Source organism: Limnohabitans sp. TS-CS-82, from assembly GCF_002943475.1.
In genome coordinates this window covers 680760-702132 of the sequence record NZ_PTQX01000002.1, presented here as the reverse complement: position 1 = coordinate 702132, position 21373 = coordinate 680760, and the positions used below count along the sequence as shown (strand labels likewise).

Sequence of the window (21373 nt, the reverse complement as noted above, 5' to 3'; positions counted from 1 at the left end):
TGGAGACCTCCATGGAAGACATCGTCATCGTTTCAGCCGCCCGTACGGCTGTGGGTAAATTTGGCGGCTCACTCGCCAAAATTGCGGCCACCGATTTGGGTTCTATCGTCATTCGCGAAGCCTTGGCGCGTGCCAAGCTCGATCCCGCGCTGGTGGGTGAAGTCATCATGGGCCAAGTGCTGGCAGCTGGCGCGGGGCAAAACCCTGCGCGTCAAGCCTTGATGAAGTCAGGCATTCCTAACGCCGTGCCCGCGCTCACCATCAACGCCGTGTGCGGTTCTGGCTTGAAAGCCGTGATGTTGGCTGCACAAGCCGTGGCCTATGGCGACAGCGAGATCGTGGTGGCCGGTGGTCAAGAAAACATGAGCGCGTCAGGCCATGTGTTGTTGGGCTCACGCGATGGCCAACGCATGGGCAACTGGAACATGATTGACACCATGATCGTGGATGGTTTGTGGGACGTGTACAACCAATACCACATGGGCATCACCGCTGAGAACGTGGCCAAAGCCCACGGCATCACCCGCGACATGCAAGATGCTTTGGCGCTGGCCAGCCAGCAAAAAGCGTCCGCTGCGCAAGACGCAGGCAAGTTTGCCGACGAGATCGTCTCTGTTGGCATTCCTCAGCGCAAGGGCGATCCGGTGATGTTCAACACCGACGAATACATCAACAAAAAAACCAACGCCGAAGCGCTGGCCGGTTTGCGTCCCGCATTCGACAAAGCGGGTTCGGTGACGGCCGGTAACGCCTCTGGCATCAACGACGGCGCTGCCGCTGTGGTGGTGATGACCGCCAAAAAAGCCGCGGCCTTGGGCCTGACGCCTTTGGCGCGCATTGCCGCTTTCGGCACCAGCGGTTTGGACCCCGCCTTGATGGGCATGGGCCCTGTGTCGGCCTCACGCAAAGCCTTGCAACGCGCAGGCTGGAAGGCTGCCGATGTGGACCTCTTTGAATTGAACGAAGCCTTCGCCGCACAAGCCTGCGCTGTGAACAAAGAACTCGACATTGACCCCGCCAAAGTCAACGTCAATGGCGGTGCCATCGCGATTGGTCACCCCATTGGTGCATCCGGCTGCCGCATTTTGGTGACTTTGCTGCACGAAATGCAGCGCAGCAATGCCAAGAAAGGCTTGGCCGCGTTGTGCATCGGTGGCGGCATGGGGGTGTCTTTGGCCTTGGAACGCGCTTAAACAACGCGCCTAAGAAACGCGCCTAAGCGTTCATTTTCAGAATAAAAATTTTTCACAGACTCATCACTAAGGAGACAAAAAATGAGCAAAAAAGTAGCGTACGTCACAGGTGGTATGGGCGGTATCGGAACCGCGATTTGCCAGCGCCTGCACAAAGAAGGCTTCAAGGTCATCGCGGGTTGTGGTCCAACGCGTGATTTCAACAAATGGTTGGATGAACAAAAAGCACTGGGCTACGACTTCTATGCGTCAGTCGGTAACGTGGGCGATTGGGACTCCACCGTTGAAGCCTTTGCCAAAGCCAAGGCTGAGCACGGGCCCATCGACGTGTTGGTCAACAACGCCGGCATCACCAAGGACCGCATGTTCTTGAAAATGACCCGCGAAGACTGGAGCGCGGTGATGAGCACCAACCTCGACTCCATGTTCAACGTGACCAAACAGGTCGTGCCCGACATGGTTGAGCGTGGCTGGGGCCGCATCATCAACATCTCGTCGGTGAACGGTGAAAAAGGCCAAGCCGGTCAAACCAACTACTCGGCTGCCAAGGCCGGTATGCACGGTTTCTCCATGGCTTTGGCCCAAGAGCTGGCCACCAAAGGCGTGACGGTCAACACCGTGTCGCCTGGCTACATCGGCACAGACATGGTCAACGCCATCCGTCCTGACGTGTTGGAAAAGATCGTGGCCACCGTGCCCGTCAAACGCTTGGGCAAGCCCAGCGAAATCGCCTCCATCATTGCGTGGATGGCCAGTGACGATGGTGGCTACACCACCGGCGCTGACTTTGCGGTGAACGGCGGTTTGCACATGGGCTAAGCCTGTGCGGAACCCATGAAAAAGCCCGCTTCAAGCGGGCTTTTTCACGTCTGGCTGAACCGTTTATTTGTCCAGCTTCACCATTTGCATGGCCGAGGCAATCAGGCCCGACACCTCGGTCATGTTGCTGGGCACGATGAGCGTGGTTTTGGCGTCGGAGGCCACCTTGCCGTAAGCCTGCACCGCTTGCTCAGCCACTTTGAGCTGCACAGCTTGCTCGCCACCGGGTTGGCGAATAGCGGCTGCAATGCGCTCAATTGCTTGGGCAGTGGCGTCGGCCACAGCCGTGATGGAGGCGGCTTCGCCTTGGGCTTTGTTGATGGCAGCTTGCTTTTCACCTTCTGAGCGGGCGATGAAGGCCTCGCGCTCACCGGTGGCGATGTTGATTTGCTCTTGGCGACGGCCTTCAGAGGCCGCAATCAGTGCGCGTTTTTCACGCTCCGCCGTGATTTGCGATTGCATGGCGTGCAAGATTTCTTTGGGTGGCGTGAGGTCTTTGATCTCGTAGCGCAGCACTTTCACGCCCCAGTTCAGCGCCGCTTCGTCGATGGCCGCCACCACTTGCGCGTTGATGATGTCGCGTTCTTCAAAGGTCTTGTCGAGTTCGAGTTTGCCAATCACGCTGCGCAAACTGGTTTGCGCCAACTGTGTGACCGCCATGATGTAGTTGGACGAGCCGTAGCTGGCCAAACGCGGGTCGGTCACTTGGAAATACAAAATGCCGTCGACCTGCAACTGCGTGTTGTCGCGCGTGATGCAAATTTGGCTGGGCACATCGAGTGGAATTTCTTTGAGGCTGTGCTTTTGAATCACGTTGTCGATGAAGGGCACCACAAAGTTCAAACCGGGGGTGAGGCTGGCGTGGTACTTGCCCAGCCGCTCGACCACCCACGCGTTTTGTTGGGGAACCACTTTGACGGTTTTGACGATGAACAAAACAGCGATGACAAGCAGAAGAAGAGCGATTTCCATGGTCTGACCTTTTTGAAAGAACAAGTGTTAAATTTTTTCGAGGACCAAGCGGCTGCCCTCAATGGCCACGATTTTGTGCAGCCCAGGCGTGTGTGCGTTGCTTTGACAGCTGGCGGCCCACACGGCGCCGCGGTGTTTGACGTGTGTGAGGCCTTGCGCATCCCATGTGTCCACGTCGACGGTGGCCCCAATGTCGAGGTGAATGTGGGTGTCGGCCGCATCGGCACCTGCAGGGAGGTGCTTGCTTTTGAGGTTCCACAGCACCACGCCTGCGCCACCCACCAGCGCTGCGGTGATGACTTGTGCGGTCATGCCAAGCCCTGCATGCGCCGCCAAGGCCGCGGCGGCGGCACCCAGCGAGAGCATCAGCAAATAAAAGGTGCCGGTCAGCAACTCGGCAATCACCAAGGCACCTGTGGCCATCCACCAAAAGGTTGATGCATTCATGCTTTCATCCTTGAAATGCGTTGTTTTGGATTCACGCCTCATTGTGCCCAAGTTCACCCGAGGCTGGGGCGAGATAATCACCCCATGAATTCTCTTGATGCTCAGCGCTGGCGCACGTCAGTGGCGCCCATGATGGACTGGACTGACCGCCATTGCCGTTACCTTCACCGACTCCTCAGTCACCACACCTTGCTTTACACCGAGATGGTCACCACCGGCGCTTTGCGTCATGGCGACACGCAGCGTCATTTGCGTTTCAACGCCGAAGAGCACCCCGTGGCTTTGCAGTTGGGGGGCAGCGATGCGGCCGACTTGGCCCACGGCGCCAAGTTGGGTGAGCAGTGGGGCTACGACGAGATCAACCTGAACTGCGGTTGTCCGTCAGACCGCGTGCAGCGTGGCGCATTTGGTGCCTGTTTGATGAACGAGCCACGAACGGTGGCCGATGGCGTGAAGGCCATGTTGGATGTGGTGAGCGTGCCGGTGACGGTGAAGCACCGCATTGGCTTGGACCGTATTGAAAGCTACGACTTCGTGCGTGATTTCGTGGGCACAGTCAGCGATGCGGGTTGCCAAGTGTTCATCGTGCATGCGCGCAACGCGTGGCTTGATGGCTTGAGCCCCAAAGAGAACCGCGAAGTGCCACCGCTGCGTTATGAGCTGGCGTATCAGCTGAAAAAAGACTTCCCAAACTTGGTGATTTCAGTCAACGGCGGCATCACCACCAACGCCCAAATGGCTGAGCATTTGCAGCAGGTGGATGGCGTCATGCTGGGCCGCGAAGCCTATTACAACCCGTGGCTGCTGACCACTTGGGATGCGCAGTTTTACAACGACCACCATGCCATTCCCACCCGAGAAGCGGTGGAGGAGACGATGGTGGCTTACATGGAGCGCGCCTTCAAAGAAGACGGCTGCCCTTGGTACCCAATTGCCCGCCACATGTTGGGCCTGTACCACGGCGAACGTGGCTCGCGTTTGTGGCGTCAGGTGTGGAGCAACCACAAACTCAAGCCTTTGCCCCCTCGCGAGGTCTTGCAAATCGCACGCGAGGCACTGGCCCGTGGTGCCGCCGTGCCGCCTGACCGCCACGAGACGCACGACGATTCAGCCGCGACACAAAAGCTGCATGAAGAGCCCCATGCCCACTGAAGCTTTGCGCGCACAAAGCCGCAGCAAATTCGCTTTGGTCTTGATCTGGTTCACCCCCGTGCTGTGGACTGTCAATTTGATTTCTGCCCGATTGGCGCCCGGCGTGGTCTCGCCCCATGTGCTGGCGCTGGGGCGTTGGTTTTTAGCGGGTCTGATCTTGACGTGGCTGGCGCGCGCTGAGTTGTGGCGCATGCGTGACGAGGTGCGGGCGACTTGGCGTCAATCGGTGGTGTTGGGTGCTTGCGGCATGTGGATTTGCGGGGCATGGGTCTACATGGCGGGGGAGAGCACAGGTGCGATGAACATCTCGTTGATTTATGCCTCTTCGCCGGTGTTGATCGCCGTGGGTTCGGTGCTTTGGTTGGGCGAGCATTTCTCAAAGCGCCAAATGGTGGGCGTGGTGGTGGCCATGTCAGGCGTGGTCCATGTGGTGGTGCGTGGCGACTGGACGCATTTGTCTCAGGTCAACTTGGTGCCCGGGGACTTGTGGATCGTCGCGGCTTCCATGGCTTGGGCGGCTTACGCCTTGCTGCAAAAAAAGTGGCACAGCCCCTTGGGCTCCACGGCGCGTTTGGCCACCATTTGCATGGGCGGTGTGGCGGTGTTGTTGCCGTTTGCATTGTTTGAACTTGCGTCACCCGATACGCCTGTGTTGGGCTGGCACGCCTTAGGTTTGATCGTGGTCACCGCGTTGGTGCCCGGCTTGGCGGCCTATTGGATTTATGGCTGGACCCAAAAACTCTTGGGTGCCAGCCGTGTCGCCGTCACGCTGTACTTGGGGCCTTTGTACTCAGGCATTGCTGCTTGGTGGGTGCTGGGCGAGCCTTTGGGTCTGCACCATGTGGCAGGAGGTGCCTTGATTTTGTCTGGCGTGGCGCTGGTGATGGCCAGAAAACGGTCTGCGTGAATGACGTCAACGGTGTGAGGCGACGGGAACGCGTCGCTTCGCCGTTGTGCATTTAGAAGCTGAACATTTCCACTTCGCGTCGGTTGTTGTCAGCAATTTTGGCCAATTCAATGGCTGTCGCCGTGAGTTCTTCCGACGCGTTGGCGTTACTCGCGGCGATGTGACTCAAGTTGGCGACGTTCACATCGATCTCTTGCAAGGCGCTGCTTTGTTCTTCTACGGCGGCCGAGATGCGTTGCAGCATGCCATCTGTTTTGCCTGCGCCTTCTTCGATGCGGTTCATGTCTTCGTTCACGCCTGCCACGGTTTCCACGGCACGTTTGGCTTCCGTTGAGGCTTGCTTCACCAGTAGCGCAATCTCTTTGGTGCTTTCGGCGCTGCTGATGGCGAGTTTGCCCACTTCATCGGCCACCACCGCGAAACCTTTGCCTTGCTCGCCAGCGCGGGCGGCTTCGATGGCGGCATTCAAGCTCAAGAGGTTGGTGCGGTAGGCAATGCTTTCAATCACCTCAGAGATCTTGTTGATCTTTTGCGAGTTGGCTGCGATGTTCTGGACCACCTCGGCCATTTGCAACATTTTCTCTTTGCCACTGCGCACCAACGCCACGGACTCTCGCGATTGGTAGCTGGCCGATTCGGTGTTGCTCGACACCTCGGAAATGGAGTCCGCGCTCATGCGTAGCGCTGTGGACACTTGGCGAATGGCCGTGGTTTGTGTGTCCGCGCCGGCCGAGATTTGTTCCACGGCATGGCTGGTTTGGTTGGCTTGCGTGGCCAGCAACTGCGTGTTGGTGTTGATTTCTTTGAGGGTGCGTGCCAACGTGTCCAAAGACAGGTTGATGTTGTTTTTGAGTTGTTCCAAATCACCGCGACCTTGCGCTTGCACGCGGCTGGTCAAGTCGCCTTGCGAAACGCTGGACATGACATGGCCAATATCGCCCATCATGGTTTGCAGCGCATCGGTGGCTTGCTTGGCGCGATCGAGCGTGACTTTGAAATCCCCTTGAACTTGGGCTTGCACCTGCACATTGAAATGCCCGTTATAGAGCGATTGCATCACCCCATTCACCGCGCCCATGGTTTCTTTGATGCTTTGGGCGCTGTCGTTCACAGCCGACTTCATGGCGGCCAAATCACCGCGCAGCTCCGCTTGAATGCGTGTGTCGAAGTTGCCTGCGGCGATGGCGGCGACCACTTGGTTCACTTCGCGGATGGCGCGCTGTTGGGCGTCCAGCATTTGGTTGAAGGCCTGGGCGGTGAGGCCCACTTCGTCTCGGCCGTGCTGGGTCATGCGTTTGCTGAAGTCGGAGGTTTTTTCAACGTCGCTCAACAAGGTTTGCAATTGATTCAGCGGTTGCGTGATGGAGCGAGTGGTCGCCACAGCCACAAGGGCAGCCGTCACGATGGCGATGACAGCGAGGGTCAGCATGAAGGTTTTGCCGAGCAATGCTGTTTGTACGGCTTCAGCCGCGAAATAATCAATGGCTTCCTTTTGTGTCTGGGCAAACGCTTCCACGCTTTCTAAATAGTGCGCTTGGGGGCCCAGCATTTCGTTGACCAAGTATTTGCGACCTTCCTCGATACGGTTGGCTTTGATGAGTTCAATCAATTCCAGTTCATGTTCTTTGAACACTTGCCGTGCTTGGGTGATTTGCACCAAGGCGGTTTTGCCTTCGGGGGTTTCAATGGTGGCTTGGAGTTGTTTCAGCGCGTCTGTGATGATGGGGGCAGACAATTCAATTTTTTCAAGTTCAGCTGTCACCACTTTCGCGTCTGTGGCGATCAGTGCTGTCCGAATGGCACGAGACTGGCGGTTGACTTCGTTTTCAATGGTTTGCGCCAAACTAACCTTGGGCAAACGGTTGTGCGCGATCAAATCGGTGTCTGTGACAACTTGGTTGAGTTGATGGATCCCGATCAAGGCCAAAAGGATGAGCAGCGAGACCAAGGCCGCAAAAGCGAGTCCTAGCCGCGTGCCAATGCGCAAATTCTGGAAATTCAACATTTTCAAAGGGCGCAAGTGTTAACTTTGCGAGTTTTCATAAAAATATGATTTTAGTGAAAATAATCGCTGGTTTTGATCGGAGTGTGCGAGCCCGATACAGGGGCTAAACCCTAGGTTCTGCGCCTGTTGGCGCCTGCGTCGTGGCGTGCTTGACTGTCAGCTTGCCGCTTCGAGTCCATTGGCGAAGTGCGCCTGCATACGTGCCACGCTGGTTGGCGCGTCGTGTGCCAACAGCGCATCCATCACGGCTTGGTGTTCATTCAGCGACTCTTCAATGCGCCCGCTTTTGAGCAGCGAGTTGTGGCGGTTGAGCTTCATCACCTTGCGCAGATCGGCCACCATTTGGTCGCGCCAACGGTTGTCGGCAATTTCTAGCAGGCGCATGTGAAAGCGTTCGTTGATTTCAAAGAACTTTTCCCGGTCGTTCACGGCTTGCGCCAAGGCTAAGTGCAAAGTTTGCAACTCTTGCAGTTGTTCTGGCGTGGCCTGGGTGGCCACCACGCCCGCGGCATCGGCCTCTAACAAAGAGAGCAGGTGGTAGACATCGCGCTGGTCTTTGTCGTTGACTTCGGTTACGTACGCACCGCGGCGCACCTTCATGGTGACCAAGCCTTCGGCGGCCAGCACCTTCAGGGCTTCGCGCATGGGGGTTCGGCTGATGCCGTATTCCTCGGCCAAGCGCATCTCGTCAATCCAGCTGCCTGGCGCTAATTCACCCGAAAAAATGCGTTCGCGCAGAAGTTCGGCAACTTCTTCGTACAAGGCGCGAGGGGTGAGGGTGAGGGCTGACATGGAACGAGATTGTAAGTTCAGATAATATTTTGCATCAATAATTATGAATGATATGATTTCGCGGATTCCAAAAACCGTGGTTTCAACCCTAATTTTTAGAGTGATTTGACATGAGCCAAAAGCCGACCGAATTCAACGCCGCCAACCTCGAAGCTTGGGCGAAAGCCGCCGCCAAGTCCGCACCCGGAGGTGACGTCAGCGCCTTGAATTGGAAGACGCTCGATGGCATCAGTGTCAAACCGCTGTACACCGCAGAAGACACGCAAGACCTGCCTTACGCCAACACCTTGCCCGGTTTTGAGCCTTATTTGCGCGGCCCACAAGCCACCATGTATGCGGTGCGCCCTTGGACGATTCGCCAATACGCAGGCTTCTCCACCGCTGAAGAGTCCAATGCTTTCTACCGCAAGGCCTTGGCCGCCGGTGGTCAAGGCGTGTCGGTCGCGTTTGACTTGGCCACCCACCGTGGCTATGACTCAGACCACCCCCGTGTGACGGGCGACGTGGGCAAGGCCGGTGTGGCCATTGACTCGGTGGAAGACATGAAGATCTTGTTCAACGAAATTCCGTTGGACAAAGTGTCGGTCTCCATGACCATGAACGGCGCGGTGTTGCCCGTTTTGGCTGGCTACGTGGTGGCCGCTGAAGAGCAGGGTGTGAGCCAAGAGTTGTTGTCTGGAACGATTCAGAACGACATTCTGAAAGAGTTCATGGTGCGCAACACCTACATCTACCCGCCCGAGCCGTCGATGAAGATCATTGGCGACATCATTGGCTACACCGCCAAGCACATGCCCAAGTTCAACTCGATCTCGATTTCGGGTTACCACATGCAAGAGGCGGGTGCCAACCAAGCTTTGGAATTGGCTTTCACCTTGGCTGACGGCAAAGAGTATGTGAAGACCGCCATTGCCTCCGGTTTGGACGTGGACGCTTTTGCTGGCCGCTTGTCTTTCTTCTGGGCGGTGGGCATGAACTTCTATTTGGAAATCGCCAAAATGCGCGCTGCACGTTTGCTGTGGTGCCGCATCATGAAGGGCTTTGACGCCAAGAATCCCAAGAGCTTGATGCTGCGCACGCACAGCCAAACCTCCGGCTGGTCGCTCACCGAGCAAGACCCGTACAACAACGTGGTGCGCACCACCATCGAAGCCATGGCTGCGGTGTTTGGCGGCACACAGTCGCTGCACACCAACTCGTTTGACGAAGCAATTGCTTTGCCTACCGAGTTCTCTGCACGCATTGCGCGCAACACGCAGCTCATCATTCAAGAAGAGACCCACATCACCAACGTGATCGACCCATGGGCCGGTTCGTACATGATGGAGTCGCTCACCCAAGAAATGGCCGACAAAGCTTGGGCCATCATCGAAGAAGTCGAAACCATGGGCGGCATGACCAAAGCCGTGGACAGCGGCTGGGCCAAGTTGAAGATCGAAGCTGCCGCCGCTGAAAAGCAAGCGCGCATCGACTCTGGCAAAGACGTCATCGTGGGCGTGAACAAATACAAGCTCGCCAAAGAAGACCCCATCGAAACCTTGTCCATCGACAACGTGCGTGTGCGCGACGGTCAGATCGAACGTTTGCAAAAAATCAAAGCCACACGCGACACAGCGAAAGTGCAAGCCGCGTTGGACGCGTTGACTGCCTCTGCCGAAAGTGGCGAAGGCAACTTGCTCGACTTGTCCATCAAGGCCATTCGCCTGCGCGCCACAGTAGGCGAGGTGAGCGATGCGCTTGAAAAAGTGTTTGGCCGTCACCGCGCTGACACACAAAAGGTCACCGGTGTTTACGCTGCCGCTTACGACGATGGTGAAAACGTGGGAGACACCATGGAATATTGGAACCAGCTCAAAGCCGACATCGCCGCATTCGCTGACCAACAAGGCCGCCGTCCTCGCGTGATGATTTCTAAGCTGGGCCAAGACGGCCACGACCGTGGCGCCAAAGTGGTGGCCACCGCGTTTGCCGACCTCGGCTACGACGTGGACATGGGCCCCTTGTTCCAAACGCCTGAAGAGTGCGCGCGCCAAGCCATCGAAAACGACGTGCACGCCGTGGGTGTGTCCACCCTCGCAGCGGGCCACAAAACCTTGGTGCCCGCCATCATTGCCGAGCTGAAGAAGCAGGGCGCGGACGACATCATTGTGTTCGTGGGCGGCGTGATTCCACGCCAAGACTACGACTTCTTGTACGAAGCGGGCGTCAAAGGCATTTACGGACCAGGCACCCCCATTCCCGTCAGCGCCAAAGACGTTTTGGAACAAATCAAAAAGGCCATCGGGTGACACCTGAGCAGTTGCTCGACGGTTTGCTGCGAGGCAACGCTGCCGTGCAGCGGCGCGCTATGGCCAAAGCCATCACGCTTTTAGAGTCGACGCGCACCGATCACCGGGCCTTGGCCGATGACTTGCTCACGGCCATGCTGCCGCACACGGGCAAGTCGTTTCGCTTAGGGATAAGTGGTGTGCCGGGCGTGGGCAAGTCCACCTTCATTGAGGCGCTCGGCCTTTACTTGATTACTCAGGGCCATCGTGTGGCGGTGCTGACCATTGACCCATCGTCGACCGTGTCTGGCGGCTCTATCTTGGGTGACAAAACCCGCATGGAGTTTTTGAGCGTGCACGATCAAGCCTACATTCGCCCCAGTCCATCGAGTGGCACTCTGGGTGGTGTGGCCGAAAAAACGCGTGAGTCCATGCTGGTCTGTGAAGCCGCTGGTTACGACGTGGTCATTGTCGAAACCGTGGGCGTGGGCCAAAGTGAAACCGCTGTGGCCAACATGACCGATATGTTTGTGTTGCTGCAATTGCCCAATGCGGGCGACGACTTGCAAGCCATCAAAAAAGGCGTGATGGAGATTGCCGATTTGGTGGTCATCAACAAAGCCGATATCGACGCCACCGCCGCGACGCGCGCGCAGCTGCAAATCACCAGTGCCTTGCAACTGTTGGGCATGCATGGTGGCTCGGGCCATGCGCACCGCAACACCGAGGTGTGGCACCCCAAAGTCGTGCAGCTCAGCGCTTTGCTGAACCAAGGGGTGGATGCGTTTTGGGCCGCCGTGTGCGAGTTCAAAGCCTTGCAAACCCAGAACGGCCTCTTTGCCGAGCGCCGCCAACACCAAGCCTTGTCGTGGATGTGGGAACGCATCGACGCCGGTCTGAAACAAAACTTTCGGGCGCAGCCGCGTGTGCAAACACTGCTGCCCCAACTCAGCCAGCAAGTCGCTACGGGCCAATTGGCCGCGTCGACGGCTGCCCGTCAACTGCTCGGCGCTTATGAAACGAAAAGTCAAAGCGCTGGGTTAATTTGAAATCTTCCTGGAGAAAAGAGAGCCACCATGCAAGACATCATTGAACAACTGGAAAAAAAGCGCGCTGCGGCCCGCTTGGGCGGCGGGCAAAAGCGCATTGACGCGCAGCACGCCAAAGGCAAGCTCACGGCCCGCGAGCGCATCGAAGTCTTGCTGGACGAAGGCACCTTCGAAGAGTGGGACATGTTCGTCGAACACCGCTGCACCGACTTCGGCATGGAAGACAACAAAATTCCTGGCGACGGCGTGGTCACCGGCTACGGCATGATCAACGGCCGCTTGGTGTTTGTGTTCAGTCAGGATTTCACCGTGTACGGTGGTGCCTTGTCCGAAACACACGCCGAGAAGATTTGCAAAATCATGGACCAAGCCATGAAGGTCGGCGCTCCGGTGATCGGCTTGAACGACTCGGGCGGTGCGCGCATTCAAGAAGGCGTGGCCTCGCTCGGTGGTTACGCCGAAGTGTTCCAGCGCAACGTGATGGCCAGCGGTGTGGTGCCTCAGATCAGCATGATCATGGGCCCATCAGCCGGTGGCGCGGTGTACTCGCCTGCGTTGACCGACTTCATCTTCATGGTCAAAGACACGTCCTACATGTTCGTGACGGGGCCTGAAGTGGTGAAGACCGTGACCCACGAAGAAGTGACGGCCGAAGAACTCGGCGGTGCCCTGACCCACACCACCAAGAGCGGCGTGGCCGACATGGCGTTTGAGAACGACGTCGAAGCCTTGCTGATGCTGCGTCGCCTCTACAACTACCTGCCGCTGAACAACCGCGAAAAGGCACCTGTGCGCGCCAGCGGCGATCCATCGGGCCGCATGGACATGAGCTTGGACACCCTGGTGCCCGAGAACCCCAACAAGGCCTATGACATGAAGGAACTCATCGTCAAAACCGTGGACGATGGCGACTTCTTTGAACTGCAACCCGATTACGCCAAAAACATCCTGATCGGCTTTGCCCGCATGGAAGGCCAGACCGTGGGCATCGTGGCCAACCAGCCTTTGGTGTTGGCCGGTTGCTTGGACATCAAGAGTTCCATCAAGGCCGCACGTTTTGTGCGTTTTTGCGATGCGTTCAACATTCCCGTGGTCACGTTTGTGGACGTGCCCGGCTTCATGCCTGGCACCAGCCAGGAGTTTGGCGGCATCATCAAACATGGCGCCAAGCTGCTGTACGCGTACGCCGAGTGCACCGTGCCGAAAATCACCGTCATCACCCGCAAAGCCTACGGCGGCGCCTACGACGTGATGGCTTCCAAGCACCTGCGTGGCGACGTGAACTTTGCCTGGCCCAATGCCGAGATCGCGGTCATGGGTGCCAAGGGTGCGGTGGAAATCATCTTCCGTGAAGACAAGGGCGACCCCGAAAAGCTGGCGGCCAAAGAAGCCGAATACAAAGCCCGCTTTGCCAACCCCTTTGTGGCGGGCGCACGCGGCTTCATCGACGACGTGATCCAGCCGCATGAGACACGCAAGCGCATCTGCCGCTCGCTGGTCATGCTCAAAGACAAGAAGATTGAAAACCCATGGCGCAAGCACGGGAACATTCCGCTTTAAGCCCGAAGGAGAAGAAGAACATGTTTACCAAAATCCTGATTGCCAACCGTGGCGAAATCGCCTGCCGCGTCATTGCCACCGCCCAAAAAATGGGCATCAAAACCGTGGCCGTTTATTCCGAAGCAGACAAAGAAGCCCGTCATGTGATGCTGGCCGATGAGGCCGTTTTGATTGGCCCAGCGGCCTCGCGCGAGTCGTATCTGGTCGCTGACAAGATCATCGCCGCCGCCAAAGCCACAGGCGCACAAGCCATCCACCCCGGCTATGGTTTCCTGAGTGAGAACGCCGAGTTCTCCAAGCGCTGCGAAGACGAAGGCATCGCCTTCATCGGCCCACGCCACTTCTCGATTGCCGCCATGGGCGACAAGATCGAGTCCAAAAAGTTGGCGGGCGCTGCGGGCGTGAACTGCATTCCCGGCGTGAACGACGCCATCGAAACCGCTGAAAAAGCGGTTGAGATTGCCAAAGGCATCGGTTACCCCGTGATGATCAAGGCTTCGGCAGGCGGCGGCGGTAAAGGTCTGCGCGTCGCTTTCAATGACAAAGAAGCTTTTGAAGGCTTCACCTCCTGCCGCAACGAAGCGCGCAACAGCTTTGGTGACGACCGCGTGTTCATCGAGAAGTTTGTCGAAGAGCCTCGTCACATTGAAATCCAGGTACTGGGCGACAGCCACGGCAACGTGATTTATTTGAACGAGCGCGAGTGCTCGATCCAGCGCCGCCACCAAAAGGTGATCGAAGAGGCCCCATCGCCCTTCATCAGCGAAGCCACCCGCAAAGCCATGGGCGAGCAGGCCGTGCAACTGGCCAAGGCGGTGAAATACCAATCGGCCGGCACGGTCGAGTTTGTGGTCGGCAAAGACCAAAGCTTCTACTTCCTGGAGATGAACACCCGCTTGCAGGTGGAGCACCCGGTGACCGAAGCCATCACCGGCCTCGACTTGGTGGAGCAAATGATTCGCGTCGCGGCGGGTGAAAAACTCACGCTGACCCAAGCCGATGTGAAGCGCAACGGCTGGGCCATCGAGTGCCGTATTAACGCTGAAGACCCGTTCCGCAATTTCTTGCCCTCCACCGGTCGCTTGGTGCGCTTCCAGACGCCCAAGCAAACCATGTTCCAAGCCAACACCGCCGACCTGCTGGGCGTGCGCGTGGACACCGGCGTGCAAGACGGCGGCGAGATCCCGATGTTCTACGACTCGATGATCGCCAAGCTGATCGTGCACGGCAAAGACCGCAACGACGCGATCGCCAAAATGCGCGAAGCCCTGAACGGTTTTGTGATTCGCGGCATCAGCTCCAACATCCCCTTCCAAGCTGCTTTGTTGGCGCACCCCCGCTTTGTGTCGGGTGACTTCAACACCGGCTTCATCGCAGAGCAGTACAGCCAGGGTTTCCGCGCCGAAGACGTGCCGCACGACGACCACGACTTCCTCGCCGCATTGGCCGCTTTTGTCCGTCGCAAGTCACGCCAACGCGCAGCCAACCTCAGCGGTCAGTTGCCGGGCTACGACGTCAAGATTGGCCAGGACTACGCCGTGGTGGAGTTGGGTCAAGGTGGCAAAAACCGTTATGTGCAAGTGCATGTGGCCGAGTCGGCAGGCAAACATGGCGAAGCGCAGATCACCGTAGACGGCAAAACTTATGCGATCGAGAGCAACTCGCGTTTGAACGACATCCGCATTGAAGGCACTTGCAATGGCAAGCCGTTCACCGCTCAAATCGAACGCGGCACCTTGAAGAACCCGCTGGCCTTGCAAGTGCAACACAACGGCACCCGCATTGAAGCGCTGGTGATGTCGCCCCGCATGGCCGAGCTGCACAAGCTCATGCCCTACAAGGCACCGCCCGACCTGAGCCGCTTTGTGTTGTCACCTATGCCAGGTTTGCTGGTGGATGTGGCCGTGGCCGTCGGCCAAAAAGTGCAAGCGGGTGAGCGCGTGGCCGTGATCGAAGCCATGAAGATGGAAAACGTGCTCTTTGCCGCGCAAGACGGCGTGGTCAAAAAAGTGGTCGCTGCCAAAGGTGAATCGCTGACTGTGGACCAGATGATCGTGGAGTTTGAATAAATGACACGTCCCTTCAAGGTTCTTGGCGTCCAGCAAATCGCCATCGGCGGGCCTGACAAGTCGCGCCTGCAAAAACTCTGGGTCGACATGTTCGGCCTGGAAGTGACCGGCACCTTCAAAAGCGAACGTGAGAACGTGGACGAAGACATCTGCGCCATCGGCACCGGCCCGTTCAAGGTCGAGGTCGATCTGATGCAGCCGCTGGACCCTGAGAAAAAGCCCGCCGTGCACACCACGCCGCTCAACCACATTGGCTTGTGGATCGACGACTTGGCCGTGGCAGTGGAGTGGCTCACGTCGCAAGGCGTGCGCTTTGCCCCAGGCGGCATCCGCAAGGGCGCGGCCGGCTTTGACATCACCTTCATGCACCCCAAGGCGAATGACGAGTTCCCAATCGGGGGCGAAGGCGTGTTGATTGAACTGGTGCAAGCACCACCTGAAGTGGTGAAGGCGTTTGCAGCTTTGGCAGCTTCGCACGCTTAAATCGCAATCTGTGTGTTCGATCTGGACATGCCTCATTAAAAAGCCGTGACAGCGTCACGGCTTTTTTCATAGCTGGTTGTGCCAATGTGACAACCGATGTCACGCATACATAGATACCCGTTTGGCTAACGCATATGCCAACAAAGACGCACACGTCGCGACGACTGCGCATAGCCAATAGTGCGTCACTTGACCGTTGGGTTCGCTTTGTAGCAGCAGGCCACCAACCCATGCAGCCACCCCCATGGAGAACGATTGAACAGCGCCGTTGAGCGACATGAATGTGCCGCGGAATTTCGGATTGGCCGCCGAGGTGAGCAATGCCATACCAGGAATCATGCGGGCGTTCATGGCAAAGAACAGGGCGGTGGTGACCAGCAACACGACGGGCAGTGGCACAGGTTCCAGCAGCGTGATGGCAAACATCGGGATGATGGAGAACAACACGGCGCGTTGAAACGTTTCACGCTTGCCCAAACGGTCCGTCAAGCCCCCCACCCAGCGACCGCTGAACAGCGTGACGAGGCCACCACAAAAGTAGAGCCATGGAATTTCGTGGGGCGCCATCACGTGGTTGTTTTGCAAGTACAGGGTGATGTACGGGATGATGGTGAAAGTCGAAAACATCATGGTGGCTGACAAGAGCAGCGCCATGCGCTGGTTGGACTCGCCAAGCACTTGGCCCATGGCGTGCAGTACGTGTTTGTCTTTGGCGTGGGCCACATGGGCATCGAGTTTGGGCACGCTGTAGTTGGCTAACACACCCACAGCGATGCACATCACGCCAATGGCAAAGAAGGCGGTGTGCCAGCCCCAGAGGTTGGCAAATAGCAAACCCGCAGGCACGCCTGCGACGGTGGCGACAGAGAATGAGGTCATCACAATGCCTGTGGCACGACCACGGCGCTCGAACGGCACCACATCACCAATGATGGTCTGCGTCATGGTGGACAACACGCCACCAAAAAAGCCAGAGGCAATGCGTGCTGCCATGAGCCAGCCATAGGTGGGGGCCAAGCCGCAGGCCACGGTGGTGAGGGCAAACAACACGTACAGCGTTAGCAGCAAGCGTTTGCGGTCAAAGCGGTCCACAAAAGTGGTGGCCAACAAGCCCGACAAGCCTGCCGCCACGGTGTAGGCAGAGACCAGTAAGCCGAATTCCGCAAAGCTGATGCTAAACAGAAGGGTGAGTTGTGGCCCCAGCGGCATCATGATCATGAAGTCCACGATGTGTGTGAACTGAATGCCGGCGAGGGAGAGAAGCAACAAAAGCTCTTTGCGTTCGGATAAGTGTGTGTACATAGGGATGTTGAATGTCGCGCATTGGGAAGAAGGCGCTACCCCTCATCCCACTTTTAAGCTTGGGTGGCTTGTCGGGCTTTTGCTTTGGCAAGCGCCGCTTCGATGATGGCGCGTTTGCGATCCACCTCGGGGGCGTTTTCTGTGCCTCTGGTGTGGGCTGGCAGATCGGCCAATTTGTGCACGGCTTTGGCTTGCAAACGTTCGTCGTTTTCTTGGGCTTCACGCGCTAGGCGCACTTGGCGTGCGTCGTAGCGTTGGCGTGCCAGATCGGCCAAATTTTGCGGCCAAGCGGCCCAACCGGTGAGGGCCATGTCGACGGGTTCTAAGGAGATGCAATCGACGGGGCAGGCAGGAATGCACAGCTCACAACCCGTGCAATACGGCTCAATGACGGTGTGCATGCGCTTGTTGCTGCCCACGATGGCATCGGTGGGGCACACGCCAATGCACAAGGTGCAACCAATGCACCACGCTTCATCAATGATGGCGATGGTGCGTGGGCCCTCAAACCCGTTCTCTGGGTTCAGCGCTGTGATGGGTTGACCGGTGATGGCAGCCAAGCGTGCCACCCCCTCGGTGCCCCCTGGCGGGCATTGGTTGATGCCCGCTTCACCGCTGGCAATGGCCTCGGCGTAGCGCTGACAGTCTGGATAGCCGCAACGCGTGCATTGCGTTTGCGGCAGGGCGTCGTTGATGCGAAGCGCGAGACTCACTTTTTAGCAGCAGGCGCAGCCTTCTTAGCCGCAGGCGCCGCTTTTTGGGTCGCAGGCGCCGCCTTTTTGGCAGGTGCCTTGGCTACGGCTTTTTGAGGCGCGATGTCGTTGTGGGCCAAGATGAAGGCTTTGACGTGTGGGTAAACAATGTCACGCCAGCGACGGCCACTGAAAATGCCGTAGTGGCCTGCGCCTTTGGCTTCTAAATGGTCGTGGGCTTTACGTTCAATGCCGCTGCACAGGGTGTGTGCTGCCAAGGTTTGGCCTGAGCCAGAAATGTCATCCAATTCGCCTTCTACGGTCAGCAAGGCGGTGTTTTTGATGTCTTGCGGGCGCACCAGTTCGGCTTTGCCAGCCTCGTTTTTGACTTCCCATGTGCCGCGTACCAATTTGAACTCTTGGAACACCGTGTTGATGGTTTCCAAGTAGTAATCGGCATCCATGTCGAGCACGGCGTTGTATTCGTCGTAGAACTCGCGGTGCGATTCGACGCTGGAGTTGTCGCCCTTGATCAGGTCTTTGAAGTAGTCGTAATGGCTCTTCAGGTGACGGTCGGGGTTCATGGCCACAAAGCCGGTGTGCTGCAAGAAGCCAGGGTAGACGCGACGGCCTGCGCCAGGGAAGCTGTCAGGAACGCGGTAGATCACGTTGTTTTCAAACCAGCTGAAGCTCTTGTTGGTGGCCAAGTTGTTCACTGAGGTGGGCGACTTGGTGGCGTCAATGGGGCCACCCATCATGGTCATGCTCAAGGGTGTGGCTTCACCGCGGCTGGCCATCAACGAAACAGCAGCCAATACAGGCACCGTCGGTTGGCACACGCTCATGACGTGGCAGTTGCCGTAGTGGGCTTGCAGGTGGCGAATGAACTCTTGCACGTAGTTCACATAGTCATCGAGATGGAACTCACCATCGCTCAAAGGCACCAAACGGGCATTTTTCCAGTCGGTGATGTAGACCTTGTGGTCTTTGAGCATGGTTTTGACGGTGTCACGCAGCAGCGTGGCGTAGTGGCCGGAGAGTGGCGCCACGATCAAAACAGCGGGTTGGCCTTTGAGTTTGCCCAATGTGTTGGCATCGTCGGTGAAGCGCTTGAAGCGGCGCAGTTCACAAAATGGTTTGTCTATTTCAATGCGCTCATGGATGGCCACGCTGGTGCCGTCCACATCGACCGATTGAATGCCAAAGACTGGTTTTTCATAGTCTTTACCCAAGCGATACAGCAAGTCGTAACCGGCTGAAACACGCTGTGCCATGGGGTTATGCCCCAGCGCCGAGGTGTTGTGGCTGTACATCTTGGCGGCGGCCTGCGCAAAGTCTGCGAACGGCTCCATCAGGCTGCGTTGGGTTTCGAAGATTTGGTAAAGCATGGGTTTTGTCTCAAAAATGTTGCAATGCAATATAGCAGCAGAGACAGGGTTGAAAATGGAGTCTGTCCCCCAATTTACTTATTAACCATCACTGTCTAAGACCAACAATGACTCTGTCTACAAGCGCCCAACGCATGCCTGTCCTCTTTGTGGGGCACGGCAGTCCCATGAACGTCATTGACAACACGCCTTACCGAGATGCTTGGGTCCATGTTGGGCAACTGTTTGGCACGCGCTGGCCCAAACCGAAGCTGATTTTGTGCATTTCGGCCCATTGGCTCACGCAAGGTTGGTGGTTGACGGGCATGGACAAGCCTAAAACCATCCACGACTTCGGTGGTTTTCCGCAGGCCTTGTTCGAGCAGCAGTACCCCGCATCAGGCGCTCCGGCTTGGGTGTCTCAGACGGCGCGCTTGCTTCGCCAGCCCAACACAGGCGCACCGGTCGGCATTGATTTGCGGGAATGGGGCTTGGACCATGGTTGCTGGGGCGTGCTCAAACCCATGTTTCCAGAGGCGGACATTCCGGTGGTGCAGCTCAGCATGGATGACAGCCGTCCGCCTGCTGAACATTTTGCGTTGGGACAACAGCTCAAGGCTTTGCGTGAGCGGGGCGTCTTGATCGTGGCCAGTGGCAACACGGTGCACAACTTGCGCACCATGAACCGCTCAGCCTCTGATGACCAAGCGTATGACTGGGTGGTTCAGTTTGACCAATGGGTGGCCGCACAAATCAAAGACGGGCACTTGGCATCGTTGGTGAACTTTCAGCAACAAGGAGATATGTCGCAGATGTCGCACCCCAGCTATGACCACTTTTTACCCTTGCTGTACGCGGCAGGTGCGGTTGATGCGCAGGAGCCCGTAGAGTTCTTCAATGAGGGTTACCAGTTGGCATCGATTGCCATGCGCTCAGTGATTTGGGGCTGAATGACTGATGGGCGACGTCACCACCATACGCAAAGCTTCAGCCCATTGAAAAAGGGCCTGTGAAGGCCCTTTTTCGTGATTGCACGTCAAGCGTGCAAACGGTGTGCAGTTACATCACTTTCGCGATGGCTTGGCACACGTAGTCGATGTTCTTGCTGTTCAATGCAGCCACGCACATGCGACCTGTGTCGGTGCCGTACACACCAAACTCAGAGCGCAAACGCACCATTTGGTCTTTGTTCAAACCGGAGTAGCTGAACATGCCGATTTGGGTGGTGATGAAACTCATGTCTTGCTTCACGCCAGCGGCTTTGAGGCCATCGACCAGCTTTTGACGCATGGCTTTGATGCGCACGCGCATTTCGCCCAGTTCTTTTTCCCACAAAGCGCGCAGCTCGGGGTTGTTCAACACCGCAGCCACCACAGCGCCGCCGTGGATGGGTGGGTTGGAGTAGTTGGTGCGAATCACGATTTTGAGTTGAGACAACACGCGGCTGCATTCTTCTTTGTCGGCGCACAAGACGCTCAAGGCACCCACGCGTTCGCCGTACAAGCTGAAGCTCTTGGAGAACGAGGTGGACACGAAGAAACACAGACCTGCGTCGACAAACTTTTGAATCACAGCGCCGTCTTCGGCAATGCCGTGGCCAAAGCCTTGGTAAGCCATGTCCAAGAAAGCGGTGAGGTTTTTGGCCTTGACCACGGCCACCACTTGGTCCCATTGGGCGGCGGTGATGTCGTAACCGGTTGGGTTGTGGCAGCAAGCGTGCAACACCACGACGGTGCCTGCAGCAGCAGCGTTCAACGAAGCCAACATGCCTTCAAAGTTCACGCCGCGTTTTTCGGCGTCGTAGTAAGCGTAGGTGTCGACCTTGAAACCGGCGTTGGTGAACAAAGCGCGGTGGTTTTCCCAGCTTGGGTCAGAGATCAACACGGTGGCGTTGGGGCTCAAGCGCTTCAAAAAGTCAGCACCGATTTTCAAGCCGCCTGTGCCGCCAATGCCTTGCACGGTGGCCACGCGGCCAGAGGTGACGGGCTCAGAGTCAGCACCGAAGACCAAGCCTTTGACAGCGGCGTCATACGCCACGATGCCGTCGATGGGCAAGTAGCCGCGCGCTGTAGGCGTGGCCATCATGGTTGTTTCTGCGGCTTGGACGCATTGCAGCAGGGGCAGTTTGCCGTTGTCGTCGAAGTACACACCCACGCCGAGGTTGACCTTGTTGGGGTTGGTGTCGGCGTTGTATTGCTCGTTGAGGCCCAAGATGGGGTCGCGGGGTGCCATTTCGACGGCGGTAAACATTGACATCGTCAGTCCTTGATCACGGATAAAGAAAGGAGGTTGGGTGA

Annotated in this window: 18 protein-coding genes; 10 read left to right on the top strand and 8 right to left on the bottom strand. The window is 57.4% G+C overall.

Going from position 1 to position 21373, the window contains the following annotated elements:
* The first annotated feature begins 11 nt into the window (after window positions 1-11).
* Both C5F52_RS07705 and phbB read left to right on the top strand, forming a co-directional pair.
* On the top strand, window positions 12-1193 hold the full coding sequence (locus tag C5F52_RS07705) for an acetyl-CoA C-acetyltransferase (protein WP_104797723.1): 1182 nt from the start codon (window positions 12-14) through the stop codon (window positions 1191-1193).
* 81 nt (window positions 1194-1274) lie between these two features.
* Window positions 1275-2012 carry an acetoacetyl-CoA reductase gene (phbB, locus tag C5F52_RS07700; RefSeq protein WP_104797722.1) on the top strand — a complete coding sequence of 246 codons (738 nt, stop codon included), beginning with the start codon at window positions 1275-1277 and terminating at the stop codon, window positions 2010-2012.
* A 63-nt stretch (window positions 2013-2075) separates the two neighbouring features.
* Here the strand turns inward: phbB and C5F52_RS07695 are convergent, their stop codons facing one another.
* Both C5F52_RS07695 and C5F52_RS07690 read right to left on the bottom strand, forming a co-directional pair.
* Window positions 2076-2984, bottom strand: a complete 909-nt coding sequence (locus C5F52_RS07695) for an SPFH domain-containing protein (protein WP_100131908.1) — start codon at window positions 2982-2984, stop codon at window positions 2076-2078.
* A gap of 27 nt (window positions 2985-3011) precedes the next feature.
* Window positions 3012-3431 carry an NfeD family protein gene (locus C5F52_RS07690; RefSeq protein WP_104797721.1) on the bottom strand — a complete coding sequence of 140 codons (420 nt, stop codon included), beginning with the start codon at window positions 3429-3431 and terminating at the stop codon, window positions 3012-3014.
* An 84-nt stretch (window positions 3432-3515) separates the two neighbouring features.
* On the opposite strand from C5F52_RS07690, the gene dusA reads away from it, so the two are divergent.
* Together dusA and C5F52_RS07680 are read left to right on the top strand one after the other, a co-directional pair.
* Complete coding sequence (dusA, locus tag C5F52_RS07685; RefSeq protein WP_104797720.1) at window positions 3516-4583, top strand: tRNA dihydrouridine(20/20a) synthase DusA; 1068 nt, start codon at window positions 3516-3518, stop codon at window positions 4581-4583.
* Window positions 4573-5490: a DMT family transporter gene (locus C5F52_RS07680; RefSeq protein ID WP_104797859.1), complete on the top strand. Its 918-nt coding sequence runs from the start codon at window positions 4573-4575 to the stop codon at window positions 5488-5490. Before dusA ends, C5F52_RS07680 begins: the two co-directional genes overlap by 11 nt.
* Before the next feature lie 52 nt (window positions 5491-5542).
* Here C5F52_RS07680 and C5F52_RS07675 read toward each other — a convergent pair whose 3' ends face one another.
* Window positions 5543-7495 (bottom strand): methyl-accepting chemotaxis protein, encoded by a 1953-nt coding sequence (locus C5F52_RS07675; RefSeq protein ID WP_146100049.1) that lies wholly within the window; start codon window positions 7493-7495, stop codon window positions 5543-5545.
* 156 nt (window positions 7496-7651) lie between these two features.
* A complete protein-coding gene (locus C5F52_RS07670) occupies window positions 7652-8287 on the bottom strand; it encodes a GntR family transcriptional regulator (protein WP_104797718.1) in 636 nt (211 codons plus the stop codon).
* Between the two features lie 110 nt (window positions 8288-8397).
* On the opposite strand from C5F52_RS07670, the gene scpA reads away from it, so the two are divergent.
* The 5 genes from scpA to C5F52_RS07645 are packed head-to-tail and all read left to right on the top strand — an operon-like array spanning window position 8398 to window position 15715.
* Window positions 8398-10575, top strand: a complete 2178-nt coding sequence (gene scpA / locus C5F52_RS07665; RefSeq protein WP_104797717.1) for a methylmalonyl-CoA mutase — start codon at window positions 8398-8400, stop codon at window positions 10573-10575.
* Window positions 10572-11603 carry a methylmalonyl Co-A mutase-associated GTPase MeaB gene (meaB, locus tag C5F52_RS07660; protein ID WP_104797716.1) on the top strand — a complete coding sequence of 344 codons (1032 nt, stop codon included), beginning with the start codon at window positions 10572-10574 and terminating at the stop codon, window positions 11601-11603. The genes scpA and meaB overlap by 4 nt, the downstream gene beginning before the upstream one ends.
* 27 nt (window positions 11604-11630) lie before the next feature.
* Window positions 11631-13163 carry an acyl-CoA carboxylase subunit beta gene (locus C5F52_RS07655; protein ID WP_104797715.1) on the top strand — a complete coding sequence of 511 codons (1533 nt, stop codon included), beginning with the start codon at window positions 11631-11633 and terminating at the stop codon, window positions 13161-13163.
* 20 nt (window positions 13164-13183) lie between these two features.
* Window positions 13184-15232 (top strand): acetyl/propionyl/methylcrotonyl-CoA carboxylase subunit alpha, encoded by a 2049-nt coding sequence (locus C5F52_RS07650; protein ID WP_104797714.1) that lies wholly within the window; start codon window positions 13184-13186, stop codon window positions 15230-15232.
* Window positions 15233-15715, top strand: a complete 483-nt coding sequence (locus C5F52_RS07645; protein WP_104797713.1) for a VOC family protein — start codon at window positions 15233-15235, stop codon at window positions 15713-15715.
* A 99-nt stretch (window positions 15716-15814) separates the two neighbouring features.
* On the opposite strand, the gene C5F52_RS07640 is transcribed toward C5F52_RS07645, so the two are convergent.
* The 3 genes from C5F52_RS07640 to C5F52_RS07630 form a co-directional block, all read right to left on the bottom strand.
* Complete coding sequence (locus tag C5F52_RS07640; protein ID WP_315227106.1) at window positions 15815-16981, bottom strand: MFS transporter; 1167 nt, start codon at window positions 16979-16981, stop codon at window positions 15815-15817.
* An 89-nt stretch (window positions 16982-17070) separates the two neighbouring features.
* A complete protein-coding gene (gene rsxB, locus C5F52_RS07635; protein WP_104797711.1) occupies window positions 17071-17730 on the bottom strand; it encodes an electron transport complex subunit RsxB in 660 nt (219 codons plus the stop codon).
* Window positions 17727-19097, bottom strand: coding sequence for a polyhydroxyalkanoate depolymerase (locus C5F52_RS07630; protein WP_104797710.1), 1371 nt, complete (start codon window positions 19095-19097; stop codon window positions 17727-17729). Before C5F52_RS07630 ends, rsxB begins: the two co-directional genes overlap by 4 nt.
* Window positions 19098-19204: 107 nt before the next feature.
* Here C5F52_RS07630 and ygiD point away from each other — a divergent pair, with 107 nt between their 5' ends.
* Window positions 19205-20026: a 4,5-DOPA dioxygenase extradiol gene (ygiD, locus tag C5F52_RS07625; RefSeq protein ID WP_104797709.1), complete on the top strand. Its 822-nt coding sequence runs from the start codon at window positions 19205-19207 to the stop codon at window positions 20024-20026.
* A gap of 109 nt (window positions 20027-20135) precedes the next feature.
* On the opposite strand, the gene C5F52_RS07620 is transcribed toward ygiD, so the two are convergent.
* Window positions 20136-21332, bottom strand: a complete 1197-nt coding sequence (locus C5F52_RS07620; protein ID WP_104797708.1) for an amino acid aminotransferase — start codon at window positions 21330-21332, stop codon at window positions 20136-20138.
* Window positions 21333-21373 lie beyond the last annotated feature (41 nt).

What these genes read in the sequence shown, in the direction of transcription:
- dusA (WP_104797720.1), top strand. Translation starts at nt 3,516, where the DNA reads ATGAATTCTCTTGATGCTCAGCGCTGGCGCACGTCAGTGGCGCCCATG.
- C5F52_RS07645 (WP_104797713.1), top strand. Translation starts at nt 15,233, where the DNA reads ATGACACGTCCCTTCAAGGTTCTTGGCGTCCAGCAAATCGCCATCGGC.
- ygiD (WP_104797709.1), top strand. Translation starts at nt 19,205, where the DNA reads ATGACTCTGTCTACAAGCGCCCAACGCATGCCTGTCCTCTTTGTGGGG.
- C5F52_RS07620 (WP_104797708.1), bottom strand. Translation starts at nt 21,332, where the DNA reads ATGTCAATGTTTACCGCCGTCGAAATGGCACCCCGCGACCCCATCTTG.
- C5F52_RS07695 (WP_100131908.1), bottom strand. Translation starts at nt 2,984, where the DNA reads ATGGAAATCGCTCTTCTTCTGCTTGTCATCGCTGTTTTGTTCATCGTC.
- C5F52_RS07630 (WP_104797710.1), bottom strand. Translation starts at nt 19,097, where the DNA reads ATGCTTTACCAAATCTTCGAAACCCAACGCAGCCTGATGGAGCCGTTC.
- C5F52_RS07690 (WP_104797721.1), bottom strand. Translation starts at nt 3,431, where the DNA reads ATGAATGCATCAACCTTTTGGTGGATGGCCACAGGTGCCTTGGTGATT.
- C5F52_RS07650 (WP_104797714.1), top strand. Translation starts at nt 13,184, where the DNA reads ATGTTTACCAAAATCCTGATTGCCAACCGTGGCGAAATCGCCTGCCGC.
- C5F52_RS07705 (WP_104797723.1), top strand. Translation starts at nt 12, where the DNA reads ATGGAAGACATCGTCATCGTTTCAGCCGCCCGTACGGCTGTGGGTAAA.
- phbB (WP_104797722.1), top strand. Translation starts at nt 1,275, where the DNA reads ATGAGCAAAAAAGTAGCGTACGTCACAGGTGGTATGGGCGGTATCGGA.
- C5F52_RS07670 (WP_104797718.1), bottom strand. Translation starts at nt 8,287, where the DNA reads ATGTCAGCCCTCACCCTCACCCCTCGCGCCTTGTACGAAGAAGTTGCC.
- scpA (WP_104797717.1), top strand. Translation starts at nt 8,398, where the DNA reads ATGAGCCAAAAGCCGACCGAATTCAACGCCGCCAACCTCGAAGCTTGG.
- C5F52_RS07675 (WP_146100049.1), bottom strand. Translation starts at nt 7,495, where the DNA reads ATGTTGAATTTCCAGAATTTGCGCATTGGCACGCGGCTAGGACTCGCT.
- C5F52_RS07655 (WP_104797715.1), top strand. Translation starts at nt 11,631, where the DNA reads ATGCAAGACATCATTGAACAACTGGAAAAAAAGCGCGCTGCGGCCCGC.
- C5F52_RS07680 (WP_104797859.1), top strand. Translation starts at nt 4,573, where the DNA reads ATGCCCACTGAAGCTTTGCGCGCACAAAGCCGCAGCAAATTCGCTTTG.